The organism is Nocardioides maradonensis, assembly GCF_054777115.1.
The window spans coordinates 1-24,403 of sequence record NZ_BAAHAZ010000002.1 but is presented as its reverse complement, the minus strand read 5'-3'; the positions used below and the strand labels follow the sequence as shown (position 1 = coordinate 24,403).

The window sequence follows — 24,403 nt, the reverse complement described above, 5'->3', positions numbered from 1 at the left end:
CCATGACGAACAGCATCATCGCCGGCGGCCACACCCGGATCCGCCCGTTCAACACCAGCGTCACCTACCCCGAGCAGAACCTCGACAACGACCTCTGCCAGGCCGTCGTCGCCGGCAACACCGTCTACGTCCGCGGCCAGATCGGCCAGGACCTGGACACCAGCGAGTCCGTCGGCATCGGCGACGTCGAGGCCCAGACCGAGCAGGCGATGGCCAACATCAAGATGCTGCTGGAGGAGTCCGGCGCGCGGATGGAGCACCTGGTCAAGCTGACCATCTACATCGTCGACCCGCGCTACCGCGAGGTGGTCTACCGCACCATCGGTCGTTGGACGAAGGGCGTGCACCCGATCTCCACCGGGCTCGTCGTGTCCGCCCTCGCCCGGCCCGAGTGGCTGGTCGAGGTCGACGCGATCGCCGTGATCCCGGAGGGCGATCGGTGACCTTCTCGATCCTCGCGACCGACGGAGCCGGTGCCTTCGGGATGGCGGTCACGTCCTCCAGCCCGGCCGTCGCCGCGCGCTGCATCCACCTGCGCGCCGGTGTCGGGGGAGCCTCCTCGCAGAACATCACCGACCCCCGTCTCGGTACGGCGCTGCTCGACGCGCTCGCGTCGGGTGACGACGCGGCCACGGCGCTGGCCCGGGTGACGAGCGGGCGAGAGCTGATCGACTACCGCCAGCTCACGGTGCTGGACGCGGCCGGCAACGGCGCGGCCTTCTCCGGCGAGCACACCCTCGGCGTGCACCACCAGCACGTCGGCCAGGGCGTGGTGGCCGCCGGCAACATGCTGGCCGATCCTTCGGTGGTCGACGCGGTCGCGAAGGCCTTCGAGGCGGCCGACGGCGACCTCGAGCTGCGCCTGCTCGCCGCCCTGGAGGCCGGCCTGGCCGCCGGCGGCGAGGCGGGTCCGGTCCACTCGGCCGGCCTGTCCGTGGTGCGCGAGGTCGCCTGGCGCGAGACCGACCTGCGGGTCGACTGGAGCGAGACGCCTCTGGCCGATCTGCGGGACCTCGTGGAGCTCTGGCTCCCGCAGCGCGACGACTACGTGACCCGCGGCCTCGACCCGCGGCTGGCCCCGTCGTACGGCGTCCCCGGGGACGAGTGATGAAGGAGCAGGCAGCCGCCACGGTGCAGTCCGACAGCGAGCGGCTGATCCGGCTGTCCGAGCAGCTGCACGCCCACCCCGAGACCGCCTGGGAGGAGCACCACTCCGCCCGCTGGGTGGCCGAGTCGCTGGACGAGGCGGGGTTCACCGTGACCCCGGCGTACCTCGGGCTCGAGACTGCCTTCCACGCCACGATCGGCAGCGGGCCGTTCCGGCTCGGCCTCTGCGCGGAGTACGACGCCCTGCCGGGCCTGGGCCACGCCTGCGGGCACAACCTGATCTCCGCGATCACCGTCGGGGCCGCCCGCGCGCTCGCGCCGCTGGCCGACGCGGCCGGGCTGACCATCGAGGTCTACGGCACCCCTGCCGAGGAGGGCGGCGGAGGCAAGATCGAGCTGCTCGAGCGCGGCGCGTTCGCCGGTCTCGACCTCGCGATGATGGCCCACCCGGCGCCCGTCGACGTGGCCGAGGCGGAGCCGTTCGCCGTGTCCCACTCCCACGTCACCTACCGCGGCAAGGCGGCCCACGCCGCGGCGTACCCGGAGCAGGGGGTGAACGCCGCAGACGCCTTCACCATCGCCCAGGTCGCCATCGGGCTGCTCCGCCAGCAGCTGCCGTCGAGCGTCCGCGTCCACGGCGTGATGACCAACGGCGGCGAGGCGCCCAACGCGATCCCGGCCCGCACCGAGGGCCGCTGGTACGTCCGTGCCGAGAGCCTCGCGCAGCTCGCGGAGACCGAGGAGAAGGTCTGGCGCTGCTTCGAGGCGGGCGCGCTCGCCACCGGTGCGAGCCTCGCCGTCGAGCCCGAGAGCAAGCCGTACGCCGAGTTCCGGACCTACGCGCCCGCGCTGGCGGCGTACCGGCGCAATGCCACCGAGCTCGGCCGGGTCTTCGACCCCGGCACCCCGGCCCGCCGGATGAACCGGGCCTCGACCGACATGGGCAACGTCTCCCAGGTCGTCGACGCGATCCATCCCTACATCGGCATCGGCTCGGGGACGGCGCTCAACCACCAGCCGGAGTTCGCCGCGCACTGCGTCGGCGGCGACGCTGAGCGGGCGATCCTGGACGCGGCCACCGCGCTGGCCTGGACCGCGCTCGACGTCGTCGGGGAGCCGCGATGACCACAGCCACCCGCACCGAGCGCGACTCGCTCGGCGAGCACGTCGTACCGGCCGACGCGTACTGGGGCGTGCACACCGCACGTGCGCTCGCGAATTTCCCGATCTCCGGTACCCCCGTCGGCACGCACCGCGACCTGGTCGCCGCGCTCGGGTCGGTGAAGCTCGCAGCCGCGCGGGCCAACCACGACCTCGGCATCCTCGACGACCGGCGGTTCGGCGCGATCGCCGCGGCCGCCCAGGAGCTGCGCGACGGTCGGCTCGACGACCAGCTCGTCGTCGACGTCGTCCAGGGCGGCGCCGGCACCTCGACGAACATGAACGCCAACGAGGTCATCGCGAACCGGGCGCTGGAGCTGCTCGGTCACCCCCGGGGCACCTACACCGAGGTCGACCCGCTCGACCACGTCAACCGCTGCCAGTCCACCAATGACGTCTACCCGACGGCGGTGCGGCTCGCGCTGGTCGCTGCGCTGCACCGGGTCACCGACGCCGTCGAGCAGCTGGCCGAGGCGTTCGCGGTCAAGGCCACCGAGTTCCGGACCGTCCCCAAGATCGGCCGCACCCAGCTGCAGGACGCGGTCCCGATGACGGTCGGCCAGGAGCTGGGCGCGTTCGCGGTCACCCTGCGCGAGGAGCTCGCCCGGCTCGAGGACGCACGCGGCCTGCTGCGCGAGGTCAACCTCGGCGCCACGGCCATCGGCACCGGGATCACGGCCCACCCCGGCTACCGGGCACGGGCGCTCGCGCACCTGGCCGAGATCACCGGCGTACCGGTCACGAGCGCGGGCGACCTGATCGAGGCGACCAGCGACACCGGCGTCTTCGTGCAGGTCTCCAGCGTGCTCAAGCGGATCGCGGTGAAGGTCTCCAAGATCTGCAACGACCTGCGGTTGCTGTCGTCGGGACCGCAGGCGGGGCTGGGCGAGCTGCGGCTCCCGCCGCGCCAGGCCGGGTCGAGCATCATGCCCGGCAAGGTCAACCCGGTCATCCCGGAGATGGTCAACCAGGTCGCGTTCTGGGTCGTCGGCACCGACGTCACCGTGACGATGGCGGCCGAGGGCGGGCAGCTGCAGCTCAACGCCTTCGAGCCGATCATCTGCCACGGTCTGCTGCAGGGCTGCAGCTGGCTGGTCGCCGCGTTCGGCTCGCTGGCCGAGCACTGCGTGACCGGCATCCGCGTCGACGAGGAGCGGCTGTCCGAGACGGTCGCGCGCAACGTCGGGCTCGTGACCGCGCTGACCCCGCACCTCGGCTACGTCCGCTCGGCGGAGATCGCCAAGGCGGTGCTCGGCGGGGCCGGCGACGTACGCACCCTCGCCCTGGCGACCGGTGCCCTCGACGACGCCCTGCTCGACCTCCTGCTCAGCCCCGAAGCGCTGGCGAACCTGCAACCACCCACCTGAGAGGCCTGACCATGACCACCACCGAACCGCGCGAACGCAGCGCGTCCTCGCCCGCGGGCGAGGGGGACGTCAAGCTCACCCGCAGCCTCGGCCGCCTCGACATCATCTTCTTCACCGTCGGTGCGACCTTCGCGCTCGACAGCATCGCCCAGATCGCGGCGGCCGGCGGCGGCGAGTCCTTCACGTGGGGAGCGATCGTGGCGGTCACCTTCCTGGTGCCCTACGCGTTCATCACCGCGGAGCTGGGCAGCTCGTTCCCGCAGGAGGGCGGCCCGTACGTCTGGGTGAAGCTCGCCTTCGGCCGGCTCGCCGCGGCCGTCTCCACGATGCTGTGGTGGATCACCAACCCGGTGTGGCTGGGCGGCTCGCTGGTGTTCCTCGCGACGGCGACCTGGGACTCCTACATCGGCCACCTGGAGTCCGGCTCGTTCGGCGACTACGCGTTCAAGCTGACCTTCATCTGGCTCGGCATCCTCGCCGCCGTCGTGAGCATCCGGCTCGGCAAGCACTTCCTCAACTTCGGCACCGTCGTCAAGCTCGGCCTGGTCGCGTTCTTCCTGCTCAGCGTCGTCATCTACGGCGTCCAGCACGGCCTGCACGGCTATGGCGTCGGCGACTTCTCGCCGACGCTGACCGGCTTCCTCGCCGTCACGCCCGTGCTGCTGTTCGCGGTGTCCGGCTACGAGGCCGAGAACGGTGCGGCCGAGGAGATGCGCGACCCGCAGAAGGACGTCCCGGTCTCGGTCGCGGTCTCGGGCACCATCGCCACGCTGTCCTACCTGGTGCCGATCCTGGCGCTGATCATGGTCGTGCCGGTCAAGCAGATCACCGGTGTGGGCGGCTTCATGGACGCGATCTCCACCGTCTTCAGCGTGTACGGCGGAGCGCACGACACCATGCTCAAGATCGTCGCGTTCCTCTTCATCTTCACCCTGCTGCACCAGGGCGCCGCCTGGATGATCGGCTCGGACCGGGTGCAGGCGATCGCCGGCGTCGACGGCTCGTTCCCCAAGTTCTTCGGCGTCTTCCACCCCCAGCTCGAGACCCCGGTGCGGGTGAACCTGCTGTCCGGCGTGGTCGCCACGACCTTCTGCATCCTCGCCACCACGCTCGTCTCCGGCAGCGTCGCCGCGATCTTCGGCGTCGTGCTCACCATCGCGATCACCACGCTGCTGCTCAGCTACCTGATCATCCTGCCGTCGGTGTGGGCGCTGCGGCGCACCCAGCCCGACGTCGTGCGCCCGTTCCGGGTGCCGGGCGGCCGGCTGGGGCTCAACGTCAGCCTGGCCCTCGTGATGTGCTGGATCGCCTTCGGCTCGTTCGTCGCGGTGTTCCCGGGCGTGCTGGAGAAGTTGTTCGGCGTCGAGTACGACTTCTTCGACACCTGGGGCGTCTCCCGCACCACCTTCGAGGTCTTCACCCTCGCCACCCTGGGCGTCGTGATCGGCATCGCGGTGCTGGGCTACGGGTGGCGGCGCGTCACGGCGGCGCGCGCCTAGCGTCTGCAGCCTCTCTAGACTCGCCCCCGTGGCCCAGTTCACCCTCCGCCAGCTGGAGTACTTCATCGCGGTCGCGGAGGCCGGCAGCGTGACGGCGGCGGCGCAGGAGATCCACCTGTCGCAGTCGGCGCTCTCGACCGCGCTGGTGGAGCTGGAGCGGGCCCTGGACGTCCAGCTGTTCCTGCGTCACCACGCGCGCGGCGTGACGCTGACGCCCGCGGGCGAGCAGATGTACGCCGCCAGCCGGCAGCTGCTCAACCACGCGGCCGAGCTGGCCGACGAGGCGCGGGGTCTCGGCACGGAGGTGACCGGGACCCTGCACCTCGCGTGCTTCGGCGTGCTGGCGCCGTACGTCATCCCGGAGCTGCTCGCCCAGGCCGCGACCAGGCTGCCCGAGCTCGAGGTCAGCACCAGCGAGGTCGACCTCGAGGCGCTGGTCGAGGGTGTGGTGAGCGGCCGGTTCGAGCTCGGCATCGGCTACGACCTCACCGGTGACCCGCGGCTGGAGACGACGACGCTCTACAGCCTGCGCCCCTACATCCTGCTGCCGCGCGAGCACCGGCTCGCGCGGCGCAAGCGGGTCCGGCTCGAGGAGCTGGCCGACGAGCCGTTGGCGCTGCTCGACCTGCCCTACAGCCGCGACTACTTCGCCGGCATCTTCGCCTCCGCGGGGCTCACCCCGACCGTGCGCTTCCGCTCGACGAGCGCCGAGACCTGCCGCGCGATCGTGGCCCGCGGTCTCGCCTACACCGTCCTGAACACGCGTCCCCGCGACGACGGCCGGCCTGACCTCAAGGCCACCGTCGGGGTCGAGATCGCGCACGACGTGGCGCCGCTCGACATCATGCTCATCAAGGCGGCGGGCATCCGGCCCACCCGCCGGATGTCGGCCGTCGAGGAGCTGGTCATCGGCCTCGCGAAGCGTGGATCGATTGAGTCGATGTTTGGCGCCAATTAGTTCGTCTGTACAGGTAACTGGCGGCGTCCTTACTGTTTCCGCATGACCGAGCAGCAGGGCGCGAGCCCGTACGACATCCTGTTCGAGCCGGTGCAGATCGGCCCCGTGACGACGAAGAACCGCTTCTACCAGGTCCCCCATTGCAACGGCATGGGCTACCGCGACCCGAGCGCCCAGGCGCAGATGCGCAAGATCAAGGCCGAGGGCGGCTGGGGCGTCGTCTGCACCGAGCAGGTCGAGATCCACGCGACCTCGGACATCGCGCCGTTCATCGAGCTGCGGATCTGGGACGACCAGGACCTCCCCGCGCTCCAGCGGATCTGCGACGCCATCCACGAGGGCGGCGGCCTCGCGGGCATCGAGCTCGCGCACAACGGCATGAACGCCCCGAACCAGCTCAGCCGCGAGGTGCCCCTCGGCCCGTCGCACCTGCCGGTCGCGCCCGACACGATCGCGCCGGTCCAGGCCCGGGCCATGAGCAAGCAGGACATCGAGGACCTGCGGCGCTGGCACCGCAACGCCGTACGCCGCTCGCTCGAGATCGGCTACGACGTCATCTACGTCTACGGCGCGCACGGGTACGGCGCTCCGCACCACTTCCTGTCGCGCCGCTACAACACCCGCACCGACGAGTACGGCGGTTCGCTGGAGAACCGCATGCGGCTGCTCAAGGAGCTGCTCGAGGACACCATCGAGGAGGTCGCCGGCCGCGCCGCCGTGGCGTGCCGGATCACCGTCGAGGAGGAGGTCGAGGGCGGCATCACCCGCGAGGACATCGAGGGTGTCCTCCGTGAGCTCGGCGAGCTCCCGGACCTCTGGGACTTCGCGATGGGCAGCTGGGAGGGCGACTCGATGACGTCGCGCTTCGCACCCGAGGGACGCCAGGAGGAGTTCGTCGTCGGGCTCAAGAAGCTGACCTCGAAGCCCGTCGTCGGCGTTGGCCGGTTCACCTCGCCGGACGCGATGGTGCGCCAGGTGAAGGCCGGCATCCTCGACCTGATCGGCGCCGCACGGCCGTCCATCGCCGACCCGTTCCTCCCGAACAAGATCCGTGAGGGCCGGCTCGAGGTCATCCGCGAGTGCATCGGCTGCAACATCTGCGTGACCGGTGACCAGACCATGTCCCCGATCCGCTGCACCCAGAACCCGAGCATGGGTGAGGAGTGGCGCCGTGGCTGGCACCCCGAGATCATCCGGCCGAAGGAGTCCGACAAGCGCGTCCTCGTCGTCGGTGCGGGGCCGGCCGGCCTCGAGGCGGCCCGCGCCCTCGGCGTACGGGGGTACGACGTGGCGCTCGTGGAGGCCACCCGCGAGCTCGGCGGGCGGGTCGCTGCCGAGTCGCAGCTGCCGGCGCTCGGCGCGTGGGGGCGGGTGCGCGACTACCGCGAGGCGGCCCTGAAGGAGCTGCCGAACGTCGAGATCTTCCGGGAGAGCCCGATGACGGCCGACGACGTCGTCGAGTTCGAGTTCGAGCACGTGCTGGTCGCGACCGGTGCCGACTGGCGCCGCGACGGCGTGGGCCGCTGGCACACGCACGGCCTGCCGATCGCCGAGGGCGCCCAGGTGCTCAGCCCGAGCGACCTTTTCGAGGGCCGGCTGCCCGAGGGCAAGCACGTCGTGGTCTTCGACGACGACCACTACTACATGGGTGGCGCGGTCGCCGAGCTGCTGCGCGAGAAGGGCTACGAGGTGTCGATCGTGACCCCGGCCGCGCAGGTCTCGCAGTGGACCGTCAACACCTTCGAGGTCATCAAGATCCAGCGACGCCTCATGGAGAAGGGCATCCACCGGATCACCGACCACTTCGTCGCCTCCGTCGGCCGCGGCGGCGTCACCGTCGCCGACGTCTACACCCGCACCCCGCGCGAGCTCGAGTGCGACGCCGTGGTCATGGTGACCGCACGCCTGCCGCGCGAGGAGCTCTACCTCGAGCTCGAGGAGCGTCGCCGCACCGGCGCGCTCGCGTCGGTGCGCGGGATCGGCGACTCGTGGGCGCCCGGCACGATCGCCGCCGCGGTCTGGTCCGGTCGTCGCGCCGCCGAGGAGTTCGACGCGGTGCTCCCGCCGAACGACGAGGTCCCCTTCCGCCGCGAGGTCACCGCCCTCGCGCCCCTGCCGCTGATCCCGCTGACCGAGGTGTCCCGATGACCCGTACCGCCGAGGAGTGGCGCTCGCTCGCCGCCGACGTCAAGCCGCGCGACGAGCTCTGGATCGACGGTGCGTTCGTCCCCGCCGCCTCCGGCGCCCGCACCCCCACCGTCAACCCGGCGACGGGTGCGGTCCTGGCGGAGGTCGCGGAAGGTGGCGTCGAGGACGTCGACCGCGCGGTGGCCGCGGCCCGACGGGCGTTCGAGGCCGGGAGCTGGCGGCTGATGCCGCCGGCCGGCCGCAAGGCCGTCCTGCTCCGCCTCGCCGAGCTGATCCGCGAGAACACCGACGAGCTCGCACTGCTCGACTCCCTCGACGGCGGCAAGCTGATCGCCACCACGTCGACCGTCGACGCGCCCGGCACCGCCTGGATCCTGCAGTGGTACGCCGAGGCCATCGACAAGCTGTACGGCGAGATCGCGCCGACCGCGCCCGGGCAGCTGGCCTTGGTCACCCGCGAGCCGCTCGGTGTCATCGCCGCCGTCGTGCCGTGGAACTACCCGCTCGAGACCGCGATGTGGAAGCTCGCCCCCGCACTGGCGGCCGGCAACTCGGTGGTGCTCAAGCCGTCGGAGGAGTCGCCGCTGTCGGTGCTCCGGCTGGCCGAGCTCGCCGCGGAGGCGGGTCTGCCCGCCGGCGTACTCAACGTCGTGCCCGGTCTGGGGCACGTCGCCGGTCGCGCCCTCGGCCTGCACCCGGACGTCGACGCCGTCGCGTTCACCGGGTCGACCGAGGTCGGCAAGCAGTTCCTGCAGTACAGCGGGCAGTCCAACCTCAAGCCGGTCTGGCTCGAGTGCGGCGGCAAGAGCGCGAACGTGGTGCTCGTCGGCGCTCGGGACCTCGACGCCGTCGCCGACGGTGTCATCGCGGGCATCTTCACCAACCAGGGCCAGGTCTGCTCGGCCAACTCCCGGCTCGTCGTGGAGCGGTCGGTCAAGGACGCCCTGCTGGAGAAGGTCGTCGCGCGGGTCGCGGGGCTCGTGCCGGGCGACCCGCTGGACCCGGCCACCACGATGGGACCGCTCGTCAGCGACGGGCACGCCGCACGGGTGCGCCGGTACATCGAGATCGGCGCTGCCGAGGGTCGGCTTGTCGCTGGCGGCGGTGTCGTCGAGGACGCGCCCACGGACGCGTTCGTGCTGCCGACGGTCGTCGACGGCATCGCGCCGACGAGCACCCTGGCCCGCGAGGAGGTCTTCGGTCCGGTCCTCGCCGTCATCGAGGCCGGCTCCGAGGACGAGGCGATCGCGATCGCGAACGACTCGATCTACGGCCTCGCCGCCTCGGTCTGGACCGACGACCTGCGCCAGGCCCACCGGGCCGCCGCCGCGCTGCGGGCCGGCACGGTCTCGGTGAACACGGTCGACGCCCTCGACGTCGGCACGCCCTTCGGCGGGTTCCGCCAGTCCGGGTTCGGGCGGGACCTGTCGCTGCACGCGCTGCTCAGCTACACCGGGCTGAAGACCACCTGGTTCAACAACGCCTGATCATCTGCCCACGTCACGGGTCCGAGCGACGGCTCGCGCGACGGGAAGGCCCAGCGTCATCACGACGACGGCGAGGGAGACCGGCAACGCGAGCAGGTGGTGGTGCGGGTCGACGAACCAGTGTGCGGCGGCGTACACGAACGGCAGGCCCAGCCCGGTCCGTACGACGACCCACGGCCACGGCCGGCGCCGCCACGAGTGCGAGCGGTCGACCGGAGGCTTGGGCGGACGACGCTTGCTGCGTCGCAGCAGGGAGAAGCCGTGGGAGCGCTCGTACGCATCGGCCTCGTCCCAGATCCGGAGCTGGGAGGCGTCGTGTGCGCCCGCAGTGGTCAGCAAGGCGCGCACGGTGCCCTGGGCACAGGCCTGTTCCTGCAGGTGCACAGCCCGCGGCGTGATCCAGGCGACCCAACCGAAGAGCGCGGCGAACGCCAGGAAGCCGAGCAGCCGGGCGTCGTGTGCGGCGATGGCGAGTGCCACCGGACCAAGGGTCGCGAAGGCCGCCAGGCCGTACGTCAACGGCACCGACTCGCGGTCACCGCGCGCGTAGCCGGCGAGGCCACGCCGGTCCTCGGTCAGCCAGTAGAAGCCGTTGAAGACGCCGCTGTAGTTCGAGCTGCTGTCGTCGTACACACCTCGGACCACCCAGGGGTTGCGTCGGGTGCCCCAGTCGGTGTGGCCCTCGGGCGGTCGTACGGCGAACCGCCAGTCGCGCATCCCCGGGACGTCCAGGCGTGCGGCCTGCTCGGTGGATCCGGCCGAGTACGCCGTCATGACCGCCGCCAGGGCATCCGCGGTGACGGCGGGCGGGAGCGGAAGCAGGGGCAGCACGGCCGCACCGCGCGGGTGACGCGCCAGCCAGGCGTCCGAGCGCGGCCGCCGGCGCCGGGCGCCTCCCGTCAACCCGACGAGCAGCATCGCGCCGCCGAGAGCTCCCAGCACCGCCGCTGCGCACCACCAGGTCCGGGACGAGACATAGGCGTACTGCCACCGGCTCGGGTCGTGAGGGTCGTACCGGATCGGCCGACGCTGGCCGAGCGAGTAGTCCTCGGCGCAGTCGTGCGCGTGGTGGCCGTTGGAGCACTCGTCGGTGCCGATGTGGGCATGCCCCTGTGCGTCGCGGTACCGCATCTCCATGTGCGAGCCGTCGAGGCGGGTGACGACGGCGGTCGTTCGCGCGGTCATCACCGACCCCGACTGATGGGCGGCGAAGCCCAGGACGATCGCGAGCAGGAGGAGGGGTGGCCCGAGGTAGACGAAGGTGGTCAGGGGGTCCCGAGAGGTGCGGCGCACTCCTGCATTCTCGCCGGGAGGCCGGTGGTCGGGGTGGTCGGGGTGGGGGCCCGGGGGTCATCCTGCGGCTTCGAAGCGGGAATCGTGGCGGCCGCCGCCGACCAGCCCCACCAACCCCAGTGGAGAGTCAGAGAAGGATGCGGCGCACGTCCTGGAGAGTGCCTCCGAGCTGCGCGGTGAAGCGAGCGGCCAGCGCACCGTCGATGACCCGGTGGTCGTAGGACAGGCACAGCGGCAGCATCAGCCGCGGCACGAACTCCTCGCCGTTCCAGACCGGCGCCATCTTCGAGCGGACGACGCCCAGGATCGCGACCTCGGGGGCGTTGACGATCGGGGTGAAGTGGGTGCCGCCGATGCCACCGAGGCTGCTGATCGTGAACGTGGCGCCCTGCATGTCGGTGGCGGTCAGCTTCCCGTCCCGGGCCTTCGCGGAGAGCTCACCGAGCTCGCGGCTGATCTCCGCGATGCCCTTCCGGTCGACGTCGCGTACGACGGGCACGACCAGGCCGTCCGGGGTGTCGACCGCGACGCCGATGTGCACGTAGTCCTTGAGCACCAGGTTGTCGCCGGCCAGCGAGCTGTTGACCTCGGGGAACTTCCGCAGGCTCGCGGCCGCGGCCTTGAGCAGGAAGCTGAGCAGGGTGACCCGGTAGCCCTCGGCCTTCGCGGCCTCGTCGAGCTCGCGCCGGTACACGTCGAGGTCGGTGATGTCGGCCTCGTCCGCGTGGGTCACGTGCGGGACGTTCAGCCACGAGCGGTGCAGGTGCGGGCCGGACACCTTCTTGATCCGCGACAGCGGGACGGTGCGGGTCGGGCCGAACTTCGAGAAGTCGACCTCGGGCACAGCCGGGATGCCCGCGCCGGACGCGGCACCCGCGGGCGCGACGGCCTTCTCGTAGTGGGTCAGCAGGTCCTGCTTGGTGACCCGGCCCTTGCCGCCGGTGCCGGCGACCTTGGCCAGGTCGACCTCGAGGTCGCGCGCCAGGCGACGGACCAGGGGAGTGGCCCGCAGGGCGCCGCTGAGGGAGGCCTCGGCGATGGGGGCGGGCTCGGGGGTCTCGACCGCCGTCGTGGTCTCGACAGGCTCGACCGCCGTCGGGGTCTCGACAGGCTCGACCACGTCAGTCTTCTCGATCACCTCAGCCGTCTCGACCGACTCCGCGACCGCGACGACGGTGCCCTGGCTGACGGTGTCGCCGACCGACAGGGCGACCGAGACGATGGTGCCGCCGGCGGGGGCCGGAACATCCATGGTCGCCTTGTCGGTCTCGATGGTGATGAGCGGGTCCTCGGCGCGGATGGTGTCGCCGGGGGCGACGTGGACCTCGATGACGGGTACGTCGGCGTAGTCGCCGATGTCGGGAACGCGAATCTCCATGGGGGTTGTCCTCACGCGTGGGCCGGGTCAGCCCGGTCGGGGTCGATGCCGTACTTCTCGATGGCCTGGGCGACGACGTCGGCACTGACGGCGGTGACGGAAGGGTCTTCGGCCAGGCGGCGCAGCGCGGTCACGGCGATGAAGTACCGGTCGACCTCGAAGTGGCTGCGCAGGTTGCGCCGGTAGTCCGAGCGGCCGAAGCCGTCGGTGCCGAGCGCCGTGTAGGAGCCGGGCACGAAGGCGCGGATCTGGTCGGCGTACGACTTCATGTAGTCGGTCGCCGCGATCACGGGGCCGCGCCGGCCGGCCAGGCACTGCTCGACGTACGACGTGCGCGGCTCCTCGGTCGGGTGCAGGGTGTTCCACCGCTCGACCGCGAGACCGTCGCGACGCAGCTCGGTGAAGCTGGGCGCGGACCACACGTCGGCGGTGATCTTCCAGTCGTCGCGCAGCAGGTCGGCCGCGGCGAGCACCTCACGCAGGATGGTGCCCGAGCCGAGCAGCTGCACCTTCGCCTTGGCCCGCCCGCCCGCGGGCCGCAGCAGGTACAGCCCCTTGAGGATCCCCTCGGCCGCACCCTCCGGCAGGGCCGGGTGGTCGTAGTTCTCGTTCATGAGGGTCAGGTAGAAGAAGACGTCCTCCTGCTCGACGTACATCCGGCGCATACCGTCGGCGACGATCACCGCGACCTCGTAGGCGTACGTCGGGTCGTAGGCGACGCAGTTGGGGATCATCGCCGCCTGCAGGTGGCTGTGCCCGTCCTCGTGCTGCAGCCCCTCGCCGTTGAGCGTGGTGCGGCCGGCCGTCCCACCGAGCAGGAAGCCGCGCGCCCGCATGTCGCCGGCGGCCCAGGCGAGGTCGCCGATCCGCTGGAACCCGAACATCGAGTAGTAGATGTAGAACGGGATCATCGGGGTGTCGCTGGAGGAGTACGACGTGGCCGCGGCGATCCACGACGACATCGCGCCGGCCTCGTTGATGCCCTCCTGCAGGATCTGCCCGGAGGCGTCCTCCTTGTAGAACATCAGCTGCTCGGCGTCCTCGGGCGTGTAGAGCTGCCCGGACTGGGAGTAGATGCCGACCTGGCGGAACAGGCCCTCCATGCCGAAGGTGCGCGCCTCGTCGGGGACGATCGGGACGATCCGCTTGCCGATCTGCTTGTCGCGCAGCAGCTTGGTGAGGATCTGGACGAATGCCATCGTCGTGGAGACCTCGCGGCCGTTCGTGCCGGCGAGCTGCGGTCCGGCGAAGTCCTCGACGGCCGGGATCTCCAGGGCGGTCGAGGTGCGGCGGCGGGCCGGCAGGTAGCCGCCGAGCTCCTGGCGACGCGCGTGCAGGTAGGCGTGCTCCGGCGTACCCTCCGCGAACGAGACGTAGGGGTGGTCCATCAGGTTCTCGTCGGCGACCGGGATCGAGAACCGGTCGCGGAAGGCGCGCAGCGCGGGCTCGGCGACCTTCTTCGACTGGTGGGCGATGTTCTGCGCCTCGCCGGCGGCACCGAGGCCGTAGCCCTTGACGGTCTTGGCGAGCACCACGGTCGGGGAGCCCGTGTGGGCGTTCGCGGCCGCATAGGCGGCGTACACCTTCTGCGGGTCGTGCCCGCCGCGGGTCAGCCGCCAGATCTCGTCGTCGGACCAGTCGGCGACCATCGCGCGCAGCTCCGGCGAGACGCCGAAGAAATGCTCGCGGACGTAGCCGCCGTCCTTGGACTTGAACGTCTGGTACTCGCCGTCGACGCACTCCATCATCCGGCGCTTCAGCGCACCGGTGGAGTCCTGCTTGAGCAGCTGGTCCCAGCCCGAGCCCCAGATCAGCTTGATGACGTTCCAGCCGGCGCCGCGGAAGACTCCCTCGAGCTCCTGGATGATCTTGCCGTTGCCACGGACCGGGCCGTCGAGGCGCTGCAGGTTGCAGTTGATGACGAAGACGAGGTTGTCGAGCTTCTCGCGCGCGGCCATCGAGATCGCGCCCAGCGACTCCGGCTCGTCGGTCTCGCCGTCGCCCAGGAACGCCCACACCTTGCGCCCGGCAGTGTCGGCGAGGCCGCGCGCGTGCAGGTACTTGAGGAACCGGGCCTGGTAGATCGCCATCAGCGGGCCGAGGCCCATGGAGACGGTCGGGAACTGCCAGAAGTCCGGCATCAGCCAGGGGTGGGGGTACGACGAGAGCCCGTTCCCTCCGGTCTCCTGGCGGAAGCTGTCCAGCTGCGCCTCGGTCAGCCGGCCCTCGAGGAACGCGCGTGCGTAGATGCCGGGGGAGAGGTGGCCCTGGACGTACACCAGGTCGCCGCCGTGGGACTCCGACGGCGCGTGCCAGAAGTGCTGGAAGCCCACGTCGTAGAGGGTGGCTGCGGACTGGAAGCTGGAGAGGTGGCCGCCGAGCTCGGTCGAGTCCTTGTTGGCGCGCAGCACCATGGCCAGCGCGTTCCAGCGGATCGCGGAGCGGATCCGGTGCTCGATCTCGCGATCGCCCGGGTGCGTGGGCTCCTCGTCGACGGGAACCGTGTTCACGTACGGCGTGGTGGCGCGGAAGGGCACCCGCGCACCCAGCCGCTGCGCCTCGTCGATGAGCTGGTCGAGCAGGTACTTGGTGCGCGGCTCGCCGTCGAACTCGAGGACGGCGGCGAGCGCGTCGCGCCACTCCTGCGTCTCGGCAGGATCGATGTCGGTCATCAGGCTGGAGCCCTCCAGGTGGGGAAGTGACGTGCGCCACCCATCGTGCGCGACGATCTTCCATGCGTCCAATGCCTGTTGCTGCACCTATCGATGCACAGTGTGCATGAGTCAGAGGAGCGCCTTGCGAGCGTTGCGCAGCGCGTGGGCGCGGAAGTCCGCGCTCGCCGGTGGCAGCCTCCGGTCCTTGATCCACGCCAGCCCGATCTCGCGCTCGGCCTTGACCCCGGTCACCCGCAGGTGCGGCGCGGCCGGCGCCCCGACGCTGTGCGGGTCGGGCAGCAGCGCGACCCCGAGGCCGGCGTACACGAGACCGCGGAGCGTCTCGACCTCCTCGCCCTCGAACCCGAAGCGCGGCTCGAAGCCCGCCTCGTGGCACAGGTCCTGGGTCACCGTGCGCAGGCTGAAGCCCGGCTTGAGGACGATGAACGTCTCCTCGGCGACGTCGCGGAGCCGGACCGATCGGCGCCGCGCGAGACGGTGGTTCGGGGGGACGACCAGGCGCAGCGGCTCGTCGAGCAGCACGCTGCTCTCGATCTGCGGGTGCAGCGGCCGGTCACCGGTGATGGCCAGGTCGATGGCGCCGGAGAGCAGGTCCTCGACGAGGCCGGCGTCGCCGTGCTGGCGCAGGTCGAAGCGCACGTGCGGGCGCTCGACGCGGAACGTCCGCACCAGCTCGGGCACGAGCCAGGTGCCGAGCGTGTGCAGGAACGCCAGCGGCACGAACCCGCCGTCGGCCGACGCCAGGTCGCGCACGGAGCTCAGGCCGAGGTCGTAGGCGTCGAGCGTCCGGCGGGCGTGGATCGCCATCTCGTGCCCGGCGGGGGTGAGGACCAGGCCGCGTCCGATCCGCTGGAACAGCGCGGTCCCGGCCTCGCGCTCGAAGCGGGCGAGGGCGCGGGACATCGCCGGCTGGGTGCGGTGCGCGCGGTCGGCCGCCTCGGTCACGGTGAGGCCGTCGGCGACGGCCAGGAATGAGCGGATCGTCTCGATCTCCACCCACCCATGTTCTCAGCGCATGGAAGCCTTCGTTGGTCGAGTAGCCGACGAGCGCTAGACGCTCGGCGAAGAGCCTGAGCAGGCGAGCGCTGGGCACCTGCTCTCCGGACTCGATTCGCGAGACGTGCGCCGCGGTGACTTCGTCGCCGGCAAGCTGCGCCTGCGTGAGCCCGAGGCCGATGCGCAGTTGCCGGATCTTCGATCCCACGCGCCGCTTGTCGCGGTCCGCGGCCCCCAGCACCAACACCGTGGCTAGCTGCGAATCGTCGACCGCCATGCAGGTCATCAGACCACACCCATCGGAGGAGCAAGGCCGGAATCAGCCGACGCGGGCTAGCAGCGGAACGGCCCCCGCGCGAGGGCTCTTCCCAAGCCGCGCACCGCAGGGGAGACTCCCGAGACATGGACGATGAGGCCGCGATGATCGCCAAGCGGGTGGCTGACGCGGTCGATGCTTGGATGAGCGCGCCTGATGACACCGAGGCCTACCGCCGGCTCGTCGTTGCTCGCGGAGAGTGGCGGGTCTACCGCGCTCCGATGATCGACCTGGAAGCAGGCGACGAGCTGCTCGACCAACTCGCCGAGCAGTCGCGACCGATGTCGTTGGCCGAGGGCCTGGCAGACCTCGAGACGGCCCTACGCCGCCAGGCGCGACGCGCCCTTTGAGCTGATCTTCCACTGATGGTGTGACCCGCCATGGATTGAGCCGGTCCTACCGGGCTGGCCGGCCATAGTCATTCCGAGCCACTGGCGCCGCGGCCGCGACAACCGATCGTACTGATTTGACGATTTCGCTTGACTGGTGCAACTAGTCGCGGATACCTTCCGCGTCGTCTTGGAGTCAGATGCTGATGCTGGCTGCCATCTCGGGCGGCATGATTCCACGGGGGAACCGCTTCGTTGTCAGCGAGCGGACTTGTGTAGATGGAGTCTCGGGCGTGCGTCGTCCTGTTGCCGCGTCGGCGGTCTTTGCTGTCCTTGTTTCTTCGCTGACTGTGCTGGCCGTCGAGCCGGCGCCCGCTACGGCCGCAGCCTCGCGGCACGTGGTCGCGCCTGACTCGCGACCCGACGGGCTCTCGGCCCAGGTGGCGGCGCGTGCCTCGGGGGCCCGGGTCGAGGACATGTCGCTGCGCACGCCGACGTCGCAGACGTTCGCGAACCCGGATGGGACGTGGACGACCGAGACCACCACGGACCCGCGATTCGTCCAAGACACGCATGGGTCCTGGCGTGACATCGACACCACTCTGGTGGAGCGCGCCGGGCGCCTGGTCCCGGCATCGTCGGCTGCGGATGTGTCGTTCTCTGATGGCGGCGACGCTGTCCTGGCCGTGCTGAAGACCGGCGGCAAGGCCGGCAAGGAGCTGGACTGGCACTGGACAGGCAAGCTGCCTACGCCGACGGTGTCGGGTTCGACCGCGACGTACAAGAACGCCGTCACGGGCGGGGGTGACCTGGTCGTCACCGCTACACCGACTGGGTTCACCGACGATGTGGTGTTCCACAGCGTGCCTGCGGCGGCGGCCAAGGACCCGCAGGGCAAGTTCACGATGACGACCCCGATCGTGACCCACGGGGCGAAGCTCGCCACGACACCGACGGGTGGTGTGAGCATCAGCGACGGGGACGCGACGTGGGTCTCCGCGGGGACGCCGCTCGTGTTTGACGCGAAGAACGCCCCCGCCAAGGAGGGCGCGCGACCGCGACCCGTGAACGCAAGCCTCGGCAGCAGTGCTGGCGGGAACGCGACCGTCGATGTCGCGGTCGACAACAGCTACCTGACCGACCCGTCGACGGTCTACCCGGTCACGATCGATCCGACGTACACGGTCAACCCGACCTCGGACACCTACGTGTCGCAGTCGAACCCGACCTCGTCCTACGCGTCGTCGACCTCGCTGATCGTGGGCGACAACGCCGGGAACGACGTGCTGCGTGCGTTCCTGCACTTCAGCTTCCCCGGCGCCGAGGCCCTCGCGGGCAAGGACATCACCTCGGCCACGTTGAAGCTGCAGAACGTGGACGCGCACTCGTGCACGGGTTCGCAGATCAACGTCAACCGGATCACGTCCTCGTGGGGCGCTGACAGCCTGAACTGGAACAACCAACCGACCGCGAGCTCGACCGGCACCGCGTCGTTCAACCCCGCCTACGGCTACTCGACCAGTTGCCCGGCCGGACAGGCGGTCTGGAATGTGACCTCGATCGTGCAGTACTGGGCCGACAACACCGGCTCCAACTACGGTCTGCGGGTCAAGGCCGCCACCGAGACCGATGCGAACTCGTGGCGCAACTACCGATCCCTGGAAGAGACCGCAGGCTCGAGCGTCCTGCCGAAGCTGGTCTACACCTCGAACGCCTACCCGGCGACCCCGACCACGCCGACTGTCTCCCCGGTCACCTCCTACACGCCCCCAGGCGGCAGCGCAGGCAACTACACCTCCGACTCCACACCCGCCGTGTCGTCCACGGTCTCGGACCCGGACGGCGGCACGGTCCGCGGGAAGTTCGACTTCTACACCTCCAAGACCGGCTCCGTAGTCGCCTCCTGCACCAGCGCCTACGTCGCCTCCGGCACCAAGGCGTCCTGCTCCCCAGCCACGGCGTTGTCGGACACCACCTACTACGTCAAGGCCACCGCCTACGACGGCACCGACTACTCCAAGGCATCCTCGGGCTGGCAGACCATCACCATCGCCTCCGCCACCCCAGCGGCCCCGTCGATTTCCTGCCCCAGTTACGCCAACGGCACCTGGACCTCCACTGCCCCGTCCTCGGCCCTGACGTGCACCATCACCGCCACCGGCTCTGGGACTTCGGCGCCGGGCAAGATCTCCTACAGCGTCGACGGCGCCGTCGCCAAGACCGTCGTCGTCACCCAGTCCACCGACCCGGCGGTCGCGAAGACCACCGTCACGGTCTCGAACGCCGCCGGCTCCCACATCGTGACCGCGACCGCCCTCTCGCCGTCCGGGACGCCGTCGACGGCCGGGGGTGACCGGTTCGGGTACGGCACCTTGGCGCTGTCCCAGCCCGCTGCGTCGCCGTTGATTCGGACCTCGACCACCGTCCCGGTCGTCGCTGCGGGCCCGCCCGCCGCCGCGGGTCAGAACCCGACTGCCACCGTTCAGTGGCGCCTCGCATCATCCGGGCAGAATGCCACCACCGGCTGGACCACCGGCCCCACGCTGCCGGTGACTTCAGACAGCACCGGCGTGTATGTGAACTCCACGTTCGACACCACCACCGCCACCCACGACCAAGCGACGAACACCGACCTCGATCCGCGGGTGCCGAACCTGCTCGACATCCAGGTCTGCGTCACCTATGACACGAGCACGGTCCAGTGCTCCTGGTCGAACGCCCCCACCCAGGTGCTGCGGGTCCCGCATGCCTTCGGCAACGGATTCCCCTCGACCGACGTGACTGGCGGTCAGGTCGCCTTGTGGACCGGAGAGTTCGCTACCAGCGCCACCGACGCCCAGCTCGCGGCCGGCAGCACGAGCCTGTCCATCAGCCGCACCGCCGGCACGTTCGACGGTCCCGCCGCCGATCCCGCCTCGGCCGTCTTCGGTCCCGGCTGGACGACCTCGCTGACGGGTGCTGACGCCGGCTACGCCGACGCCCAAGTCATCGACGCCACCCGCGACCAGGGCGTTCTCGTGGTCGCCGAACCCGGCACCGACCCCATGGTCTTCGCCCCACCCGGCGGCCCCGCCCGCCGAACCGGCGCGAACCTCACGACCGGCACGTGGACCGCGGTCGACGGCCTCACCCAGGAATCCGGCATCACCGCCACCATCACCGGCACCGGTGCATCCACGGTCCTCACCCTGACCGACCTCGACGGCACCCAGACCACCTTCACGGTCACCGCCGCGCCCACCTCCTCGACCGACGCCGTGTTCCAGCCCACCGGTGTCCAGGAACCCGGCAATGCTGCGTCGACGACGTACTCCTACGACGCCTCGAACCGCGTCACCCGCATCCTCGCGCCGTCGGCCACTGGGGTGACCTGTCCCGCCAGCGGCAACCTCCCGACCGGATGCCGCGCACTGGCGATCAGCTACGCCTCGACCACCACCGCCACGTCGGGCACGCCCGGTGACTACGCCGGCCAGGTCAAGACGATCTCCACCATCGTCGGCAAGGACGCGGGCCAAAGCGCGACCATTGTCGCCTCGTATGCCTACGACACCACCGGCCGCCTCGTGACGGTGACCGACCCCCGCACCAGCTTGACCACCACCTATGGCTACGACGGGACGAGCCACCGGATCGCGTCGGTCACCCCGCCCGGCCAGGCCGAGATCGACTACACCTACAACAACTCCCAGCAGCTGACCCAGGTCACCAGGGTGCGGCCCTCCGGCGACTCGCCAGCCGGCACCTCGGACCAGGCCACCATCGTCTACAACATCCCCACCTCCGGAACCGGTGCCACCAACGCAGGACTCCCGAACCTCTCGGCCAGCGCGGTCGCGGCGTGGACCCAGCCGACCGCACCCACCTACGGCGCGGCGGTCTTCGGACCCGACCACCCCCTCCCGGCGACGACCACCGCCGGCGATCTCACGAGCTCGGATGGCCCGTTCGCGCAGGCCTGGTACACCGACAACGACGGCTACACCCTCAACGCTGGCGTCTACGGTGCGGGGCGGTGGCTGCTCACCGACACGGAGTACGACGCCCACGGATCCCCGGTCCGGGAACTCTCCAGCAGCGAGATCGCCGCGGTCCAGGACGGCACCCTCGTCCCGGGCGATGCCGGCACCCTCACCACCTACAACGCCGATCAGACCAGCGGTGGCACCGTGGTGCTGCCCGCCGACAGCGTCGTGACCGACCAGTACACGACCGCCCGCTGGGTGACCCTGCCCGACGGCACCTCGGCCTGGTTGCGACCCCACACCCACACCGACTACGACCAAGGCGCCCCCAACAGCGGCATCGACCCCGCCACCGGAATCGCCTACGGCCTGCCCACCACCTCGACGACCGCCGCTGCTGATCCCAGCACCCTGGCCGATGTCACGACTCTGGGGATCACCAAGACCGGCTACGACAACGCCGTCCCCGGCGCCGCAGCTGATCTCGGCTGGCACCTCGGGCTGGCGTCGACCTTCAGCATCGTCATGGACAACACCGTGGCCGGCGGCACCACCGGCGCCAGCCCGATCACCACCACGACCCTGTACAACACTGTCGGGCAGGTCGTGAAGAACGAGCAGCCCAAGTCGAGTTCGTCGGGCGGCAACGACGCCGGCACGCGCATCAGCACCTACTACACCGGCGGCACCGGATCCGGCGTCACCGCCTGCGACAACCACCCCGCCTGGCAGGACCTGCTGTGCCAGACCGCCTATTCGGCCAACCCCGCCTCGGGGCCGGCCATGATCACGACCGGCTACACCTACAACGACCTCCAAGAACCCACCGTCGTCACCGAAACCTCGGGGGCCACGACCCGGACCACGACCACCAGCTACGACAACGCCGGCCGCAAGACCCAGACCAGCGTCAACGTCACCGGTCTCGCATCCTCGACATCGGTCCCGGACATCACCTACGGCTACGACCCCGTCACGGGTCTGCCGACCACGTCCAGCCCCGCTGGTGGCGCGAACGGCGGCACCATCACCACCGGCTACGACACCTGGGCTCGCGTCAAGAGCTACACCACCGGCGCCGGCACGACCACCACGAGCTACACCAGCGCCGATCAGGTGGCCTCGACCACCGGTGCCGATGGCACCGTCACCAGCTACAGCTACGACGGAACCGACGCGAACGGAAACACTGAACGCCGCGGCCTGGTCACGAGCCTGACCGCGACCAATGGCAACAACGCCTCGACCACCATCACCGCGGCATTCGACCCGATCGGGAACCTGGTCCAGGAGAACTACGGCGGAGGAGTGCGACTCGCCAACACCTACGACACCGCCGGCCAGCTCACCGGGCGCGTCTACACCGGCGACGTCACCGACCCCAACACACAACAGGTCACCGCCAACCAGCCCTGGATCGGCTGGTCCCAAACCTTCGACGGAGCCTCACGCGTCACCGAGGACTGGACCCCCGACGGCGCCGCACTCTCCGGGAACACCACCGGACAAGCCGCCACTGGCTACGCGCGGTCCTACACCTATGACCCGGCCGACCGGCTCACCCAGGTCATCGACCAGACCGCCACCCCCGGCGCGGGCACCGTCGACGCCAACGGGAACTTGACCGATGGCACCCCAGCGTCGTGCAACATCCGCCAGTACGCCTTCGACGCCAACGGCAACCGCACTTCGAAGACCAGCATCCCGTCCGCAGCCGACGGCACCTGCCAAACCGGCTCCTCACCCACCGGAGCTGTCACCAAGACCTGGGCCTACGACACCGCCGACCGGACCACCAACAGCGGCTACGTCTACGACAACCTCGGCCGCATCACCACTATCCCGCAGGCCGACACGCCAGCTGCACAGGCAGGCGGGACCCCGGGTGATCTGGCCCTGTCCTACTACGACACCGACCAGGTCCACACCCAGACCCAGAACGGCACCACCCTCACCAGCACCCTCGATGCCGCTGGGCGCCCCCGCACGCAAGCAACATCGACGGGAAGCAGCTCTTCGACGCTGACCTACGGCTACACCGACGGCAGCGACAGTCCCGGCTTCGAGACCACCACCAGTGGATCCACAACCACCAGCGAGGACTACCTCACCGGCTCCGACGGACTCCTCGCAGCAACCCTCACCTCGACCGGCAACAGCCAGCTCGCCGTCAACAACCCCCACGGCGACACCATCTCCCAAATCACCCTTCCTGCAACTGGTGACGCAGCAGGGCTCGACGACTGGACCAACACCGACGAATATGGCAACCCCACCAACGGCACCACCGTCGGGGCCACCGCCACCAACCCAACAGGCGACGCCACAGGCGGCCTCGGCTACGGCTGGACAGGTGCCAACCAACGCGCAACCGCCAGCGACGGCCTCCTCCAGATGGGCGCCCGCCTCTACAACCCCGCCACTGGATCGTTCACCTCAACCGACCCCATTTACGGCGGCAACACAACTGCCTATGCCTACCCACAAGACCCGATCAACGCGTTCGACCTCAGCGGCGACATGTTCGGCGAGCCGGGCGGCGGTGCCGGTGGCGGGGGTGGTGGCGAGGATGCCGCTGGCGACGTGTGGATCTTGCGAGAACTCGCCGGAGCGGAAGAAACTGCAGCTGGCGCAGAGTATGAGATCGCAGCAGAAGAGTTCGTCGATCAGGTTCACCAGGCCCAGTCGGATGAAAGGGCGTGGATCTCTGAGAAGGAGTATGCGCGCGAACTCATCAAGGAAGTTCACCAGCGTTACCGTGGCGACAGCGGATACGAAAGTGGCCGCCATGGACAGGTATATCTACGGGGCGCTAGCGAACTGCGACGTATCGCTCGCACGCGTGGGCTTCTGCCCGGAATCCGGAGGTTACTTGTGGAGAAGGCGGTAAGGTGGGAGGCAAAGGCGCGCTCCATCAACCATCCGGGCGGTCGGAGATGAACGATTCTCCGTGGCAGGTATTCGATGCGGCAGTCGTGGGGGACGGCGATGACGTCGTTACTGAACTTATCCGCTCCAGGAGCATGCTTCAAACGACGGTTCTGGGCACGATCGCCGACCGGGTTGAACTGGAGGCGTGCATCTCAGCGGTCCTTGCTGGCCGCGGGGCGGCGGATCTAAGCGACGCTTTCGAGTGGTGCGCGGAGGCTTCTGCGGTTGGTCGCAATGCTTGGCCCCGGTTCTACCTATGCGAAGCTCTCATGGCTGGGCGACACTTCCTTGCGGCGCTTGACGAACTCGACAATGTAGATTGGCAGTATTTTGCAGCTGAAGGACTGCGCTGGCGCATTTTCTATGGAATGACATGGCGTGCGATTGCTCTATTGCGCACAGGGAAATTCGAACTCGTGAGACCAGTACTGAAGTCCATTAACGATGAAATGACGCGCGAGGATGACGATGAGATTCTACCTTCGCCTGTCGAATTGTTACGTGTTCTGCGAGAGGAATGCGGTGAACATGCATCGTCGATGGTGAGAATTCTCTTCCAAGGAATCGATCCACAGGAATGGCTTGCTGGAGATGCTCTCGAATATGTTACGAAAGTTATTCGGCGGCCACCCCCTTGAGCCCTGATCCACCGGTGATGTGTGGCGTGGCGTGCGTGGCGTGAAACGAGAATGCCCTTGTCCTGCCCCCCGATTCTCGGTCCACATCTCGTGGGAGTGCTCGAAACTTTGAGAGTCCTTGTGGAGGTGTGTGATGGCTGCGGCGAAAAGGTTCA

The 24,403-nt window shown here is 69.9% G+C and carries 15 protein-coding genes and 1 pseudogene; 11 read left to right on the top strand and 5 right to left on the bottom strand.

Translation table 11 applies throughout. The features are described 5' to 3' along the window. Positions 1–2: 2 nt before the first annotated feature. Genes ACYVAQ_RS01805 through ACYVAQ_RS01770 form a run of 8 tightly spaced genes read left to right on the top strand, consistent with a single transcriptional unit; the run spans position 3 to position 9,727 of the window. On the top strand, positions 3–443 hold the full coding sequence (locus tag ACYVAQ_RS01805; RefSeq protein WP_460786729.1) for a RidA family protein: 441 nt from the start codon (positions 3–5) through the stop codon (positions 441–443). Beyond that, complete coding sequence (locus tag ACYVAQ_RS01800; protein WP_460786728.1) at positions 440–1,108, top strand: DUF1028 domain-containing protein; 669 nt, start codon at positions 440–442, stop codon at positions 1,106–1,108. The genes ACYVAQ_RS01805 and ACYVAQ_RS01800 overlap by 4 nt, the downstream gene beginning before the upstream one ends. Further along, the gene (locus tag ACYVAQ_RS01795; RefSeq protein WP_460786727.1) at positions 1,108–2,232 is read left to right on the top strand and encodes a M20 family metallopeptidase; all 1,125 of its coding nucleotides are present in this window, start codon (positions 1,108–1,110) and stop codon (positions 2,230–2,232) included. Before ACYVAQ_RS01800 ends, ACYVAQ_RS01795 begins: the two co-directional genes overlap by 1 nt. Further along, positions 2,229–3,635, top strand: coding sequence for an aspartate ammonia-lyase (locus ACYVAQ_RS01790; protein WP_460786726.1), 1,407 nt, complete (start codon positions 2,229–2,231; stop codon positions 3,633–3,635). The genes ACYVAQ_RS01795 and ACYVAQ_RS01790 overlap by 4 nt, the downstream gene beginning before the upstream one ends. An 11-nt stretch (positions 3,636–3,646) precedes the next feature. Further along, positions 3,647–5,134: an APC family permease gene (locus tag ACYVAQ_RS01785; protein ID WP_460786724.1), complete on the top strand. Its 1,488-nt coding sequence runs from the start codon at positions 3,647–3,649 to the stop codon at positions 5,132–5,134. 28 nt (positions 5,135–5,162) lie between these two features. Beyond that, complete coding sequence (locus tag ACYVAQ_RS01780; protein WP_460786723.1) at positions 5,163–6,092, top strand: LysR family transcriptional regulator; 930 nt, start codon at positions 5,163–5,165, stop codon at positions 6,090–6,092. Positions 6,093–6,134: 42 nt separating this feature from the next. Next, complete coding sequence (locus tag ACYVAQ_RS01775) at positions 6,135–8,240, top strand: oxidoreductase (protein WP_460786722.1); 2,106 nt, start codon at positions 6,135–6,137, stop codon at positions 8,238–8,240. After that, entirely contained in the window at positions 8,237–9,727 is a 1,491-nt protein-coding gene (locus tag ACYVAQ_RS01770; RefSeq protein WP_460786721.1) for an aldehyde dehydrogenase, read from the top strand. Before ACYVAQ_RS01775 ends, ACYVAQ_RS01770 begins: the two co-directional genes overlap by 4 nt. On the opposite strand, the gene ACYVAQ_RS01765 is transcribed toward ACYVAQ_RS01770, so the two are convergent. The 5 genes and pseudogenes from ACYVAQ_RS01765 to ACYVAQ_RS01745 form a co-directional block, all read right to left on the bottom strand. Further along, the gene (locus ACYVAQ_RS01765) at positions 9,728–11,020 is read right to left on the bottom strand and encodes a hypothetical protein (RefSeq protein ID WP_460786720.1); all 1,293 of its coding nucleotides are present in this window, start codon (positions 11,018–11,020) and stop codon (positions 9,728–9,730) included. It abuts the gene before it with no gap. 127 nt (positions 11,021–11,147) lie between these two features. Continuing rightward, complete coding sequence (locus ACYVAQ_RS01760; RefSeq protein ID WP_460786719.1) at positions 11,148–12,398, bottom strand: 2-oxo acid dehydrogenase subunit E2; 1,251 nt, start codon at positions 12,396–12,398, stop codon at positions 11,148–11,150. An 11-nt stretch (positions 12,399–12,409) separates the two neighbouring features. After that, positions 12,410–15,070: a pyruvate dehydrogenase (acetyl-transferring), homodimeric type gene (gene aceE / locus ACYVAQ_RS01755; protein ID WP_460786718.1), complete on the bottom strand. Its 2,661-nt coding sequence runs from the start codon at positions 15,068–15,070 to the stop codon at positions 12,410–12,412. A 111-nt stretch (positions 15,071–15,181) separates the two neighbouring features. Next, positions 15,182–16,069 carry a LysR family transcriptional regulator gene (locus ACYVAQ_RS01750; protein ID WP_460786716.1) on the bottom strand — a complete coding sequence of 296 codons (888 nt, stop codon included), beginning with the start codon at positions 16,067–16,069 and terminating at the stop codon, positions 15,182–15,184. 67 nt (positions 16,070–16,136) lie between these two features. Continuing rightward, positions 16,137–16,346, bottom strand: a pseudogene (locus ACYVAQ_RS01745) (helix-turn-helix domain-containing protein); the annotation flags it as partial. A gap of 125 nt (positions 16,347–16,471) precedes the next feature. Between ACYVAQ_RS01745 and ACYVAQ_RS01740 the strand changes: the two are divergent. From ACYVAQ_RS01740 to ACYVAQ_RS01730, 3 genes are all read left to right on the top strand, one after another. Beyond that, on the top strand, positions 16,472–16,735 hold the full coding sequence (locus ACYVAQ_RS01740; RefSeq protein WP_460786715.1) for a hypothetical protein: 264 nt from the start codon (positions 16,472–16,474) through the stop codon (positions 16,733–16,735). Between the two features lie 377 nt (positions 16,736–17,112). Further along, on the top strand, positions 17,113–23,619 hold the full coding sequence (locus ACYVAQ_RS01735) for a DNRLRE domain-containing protein (protein WP_460786714.1): 6,507 nt from the start codon (positions 17,113–17,115) through the stop codon (positions 23,617–23,619). Then, the gene (locus ACYVAQ_RS01730) at positions 23,616–24,248 is read left to right on the top strand and encodes a hypothetical protein (protein WP_460786713.1); all 633 of its coding nucleotides are present in this window, start codon (positions 23,616–23,618) and stop codon (positions 24,246–24,248) included. The genes ACYVAQ_RS01735 and ACYVAQ_RS01730 overlap by 4 nt, the downstream gene beginning before the upstream one ends. Positions 24,249–24,403 lie beyond the last annotated feature (155 nt).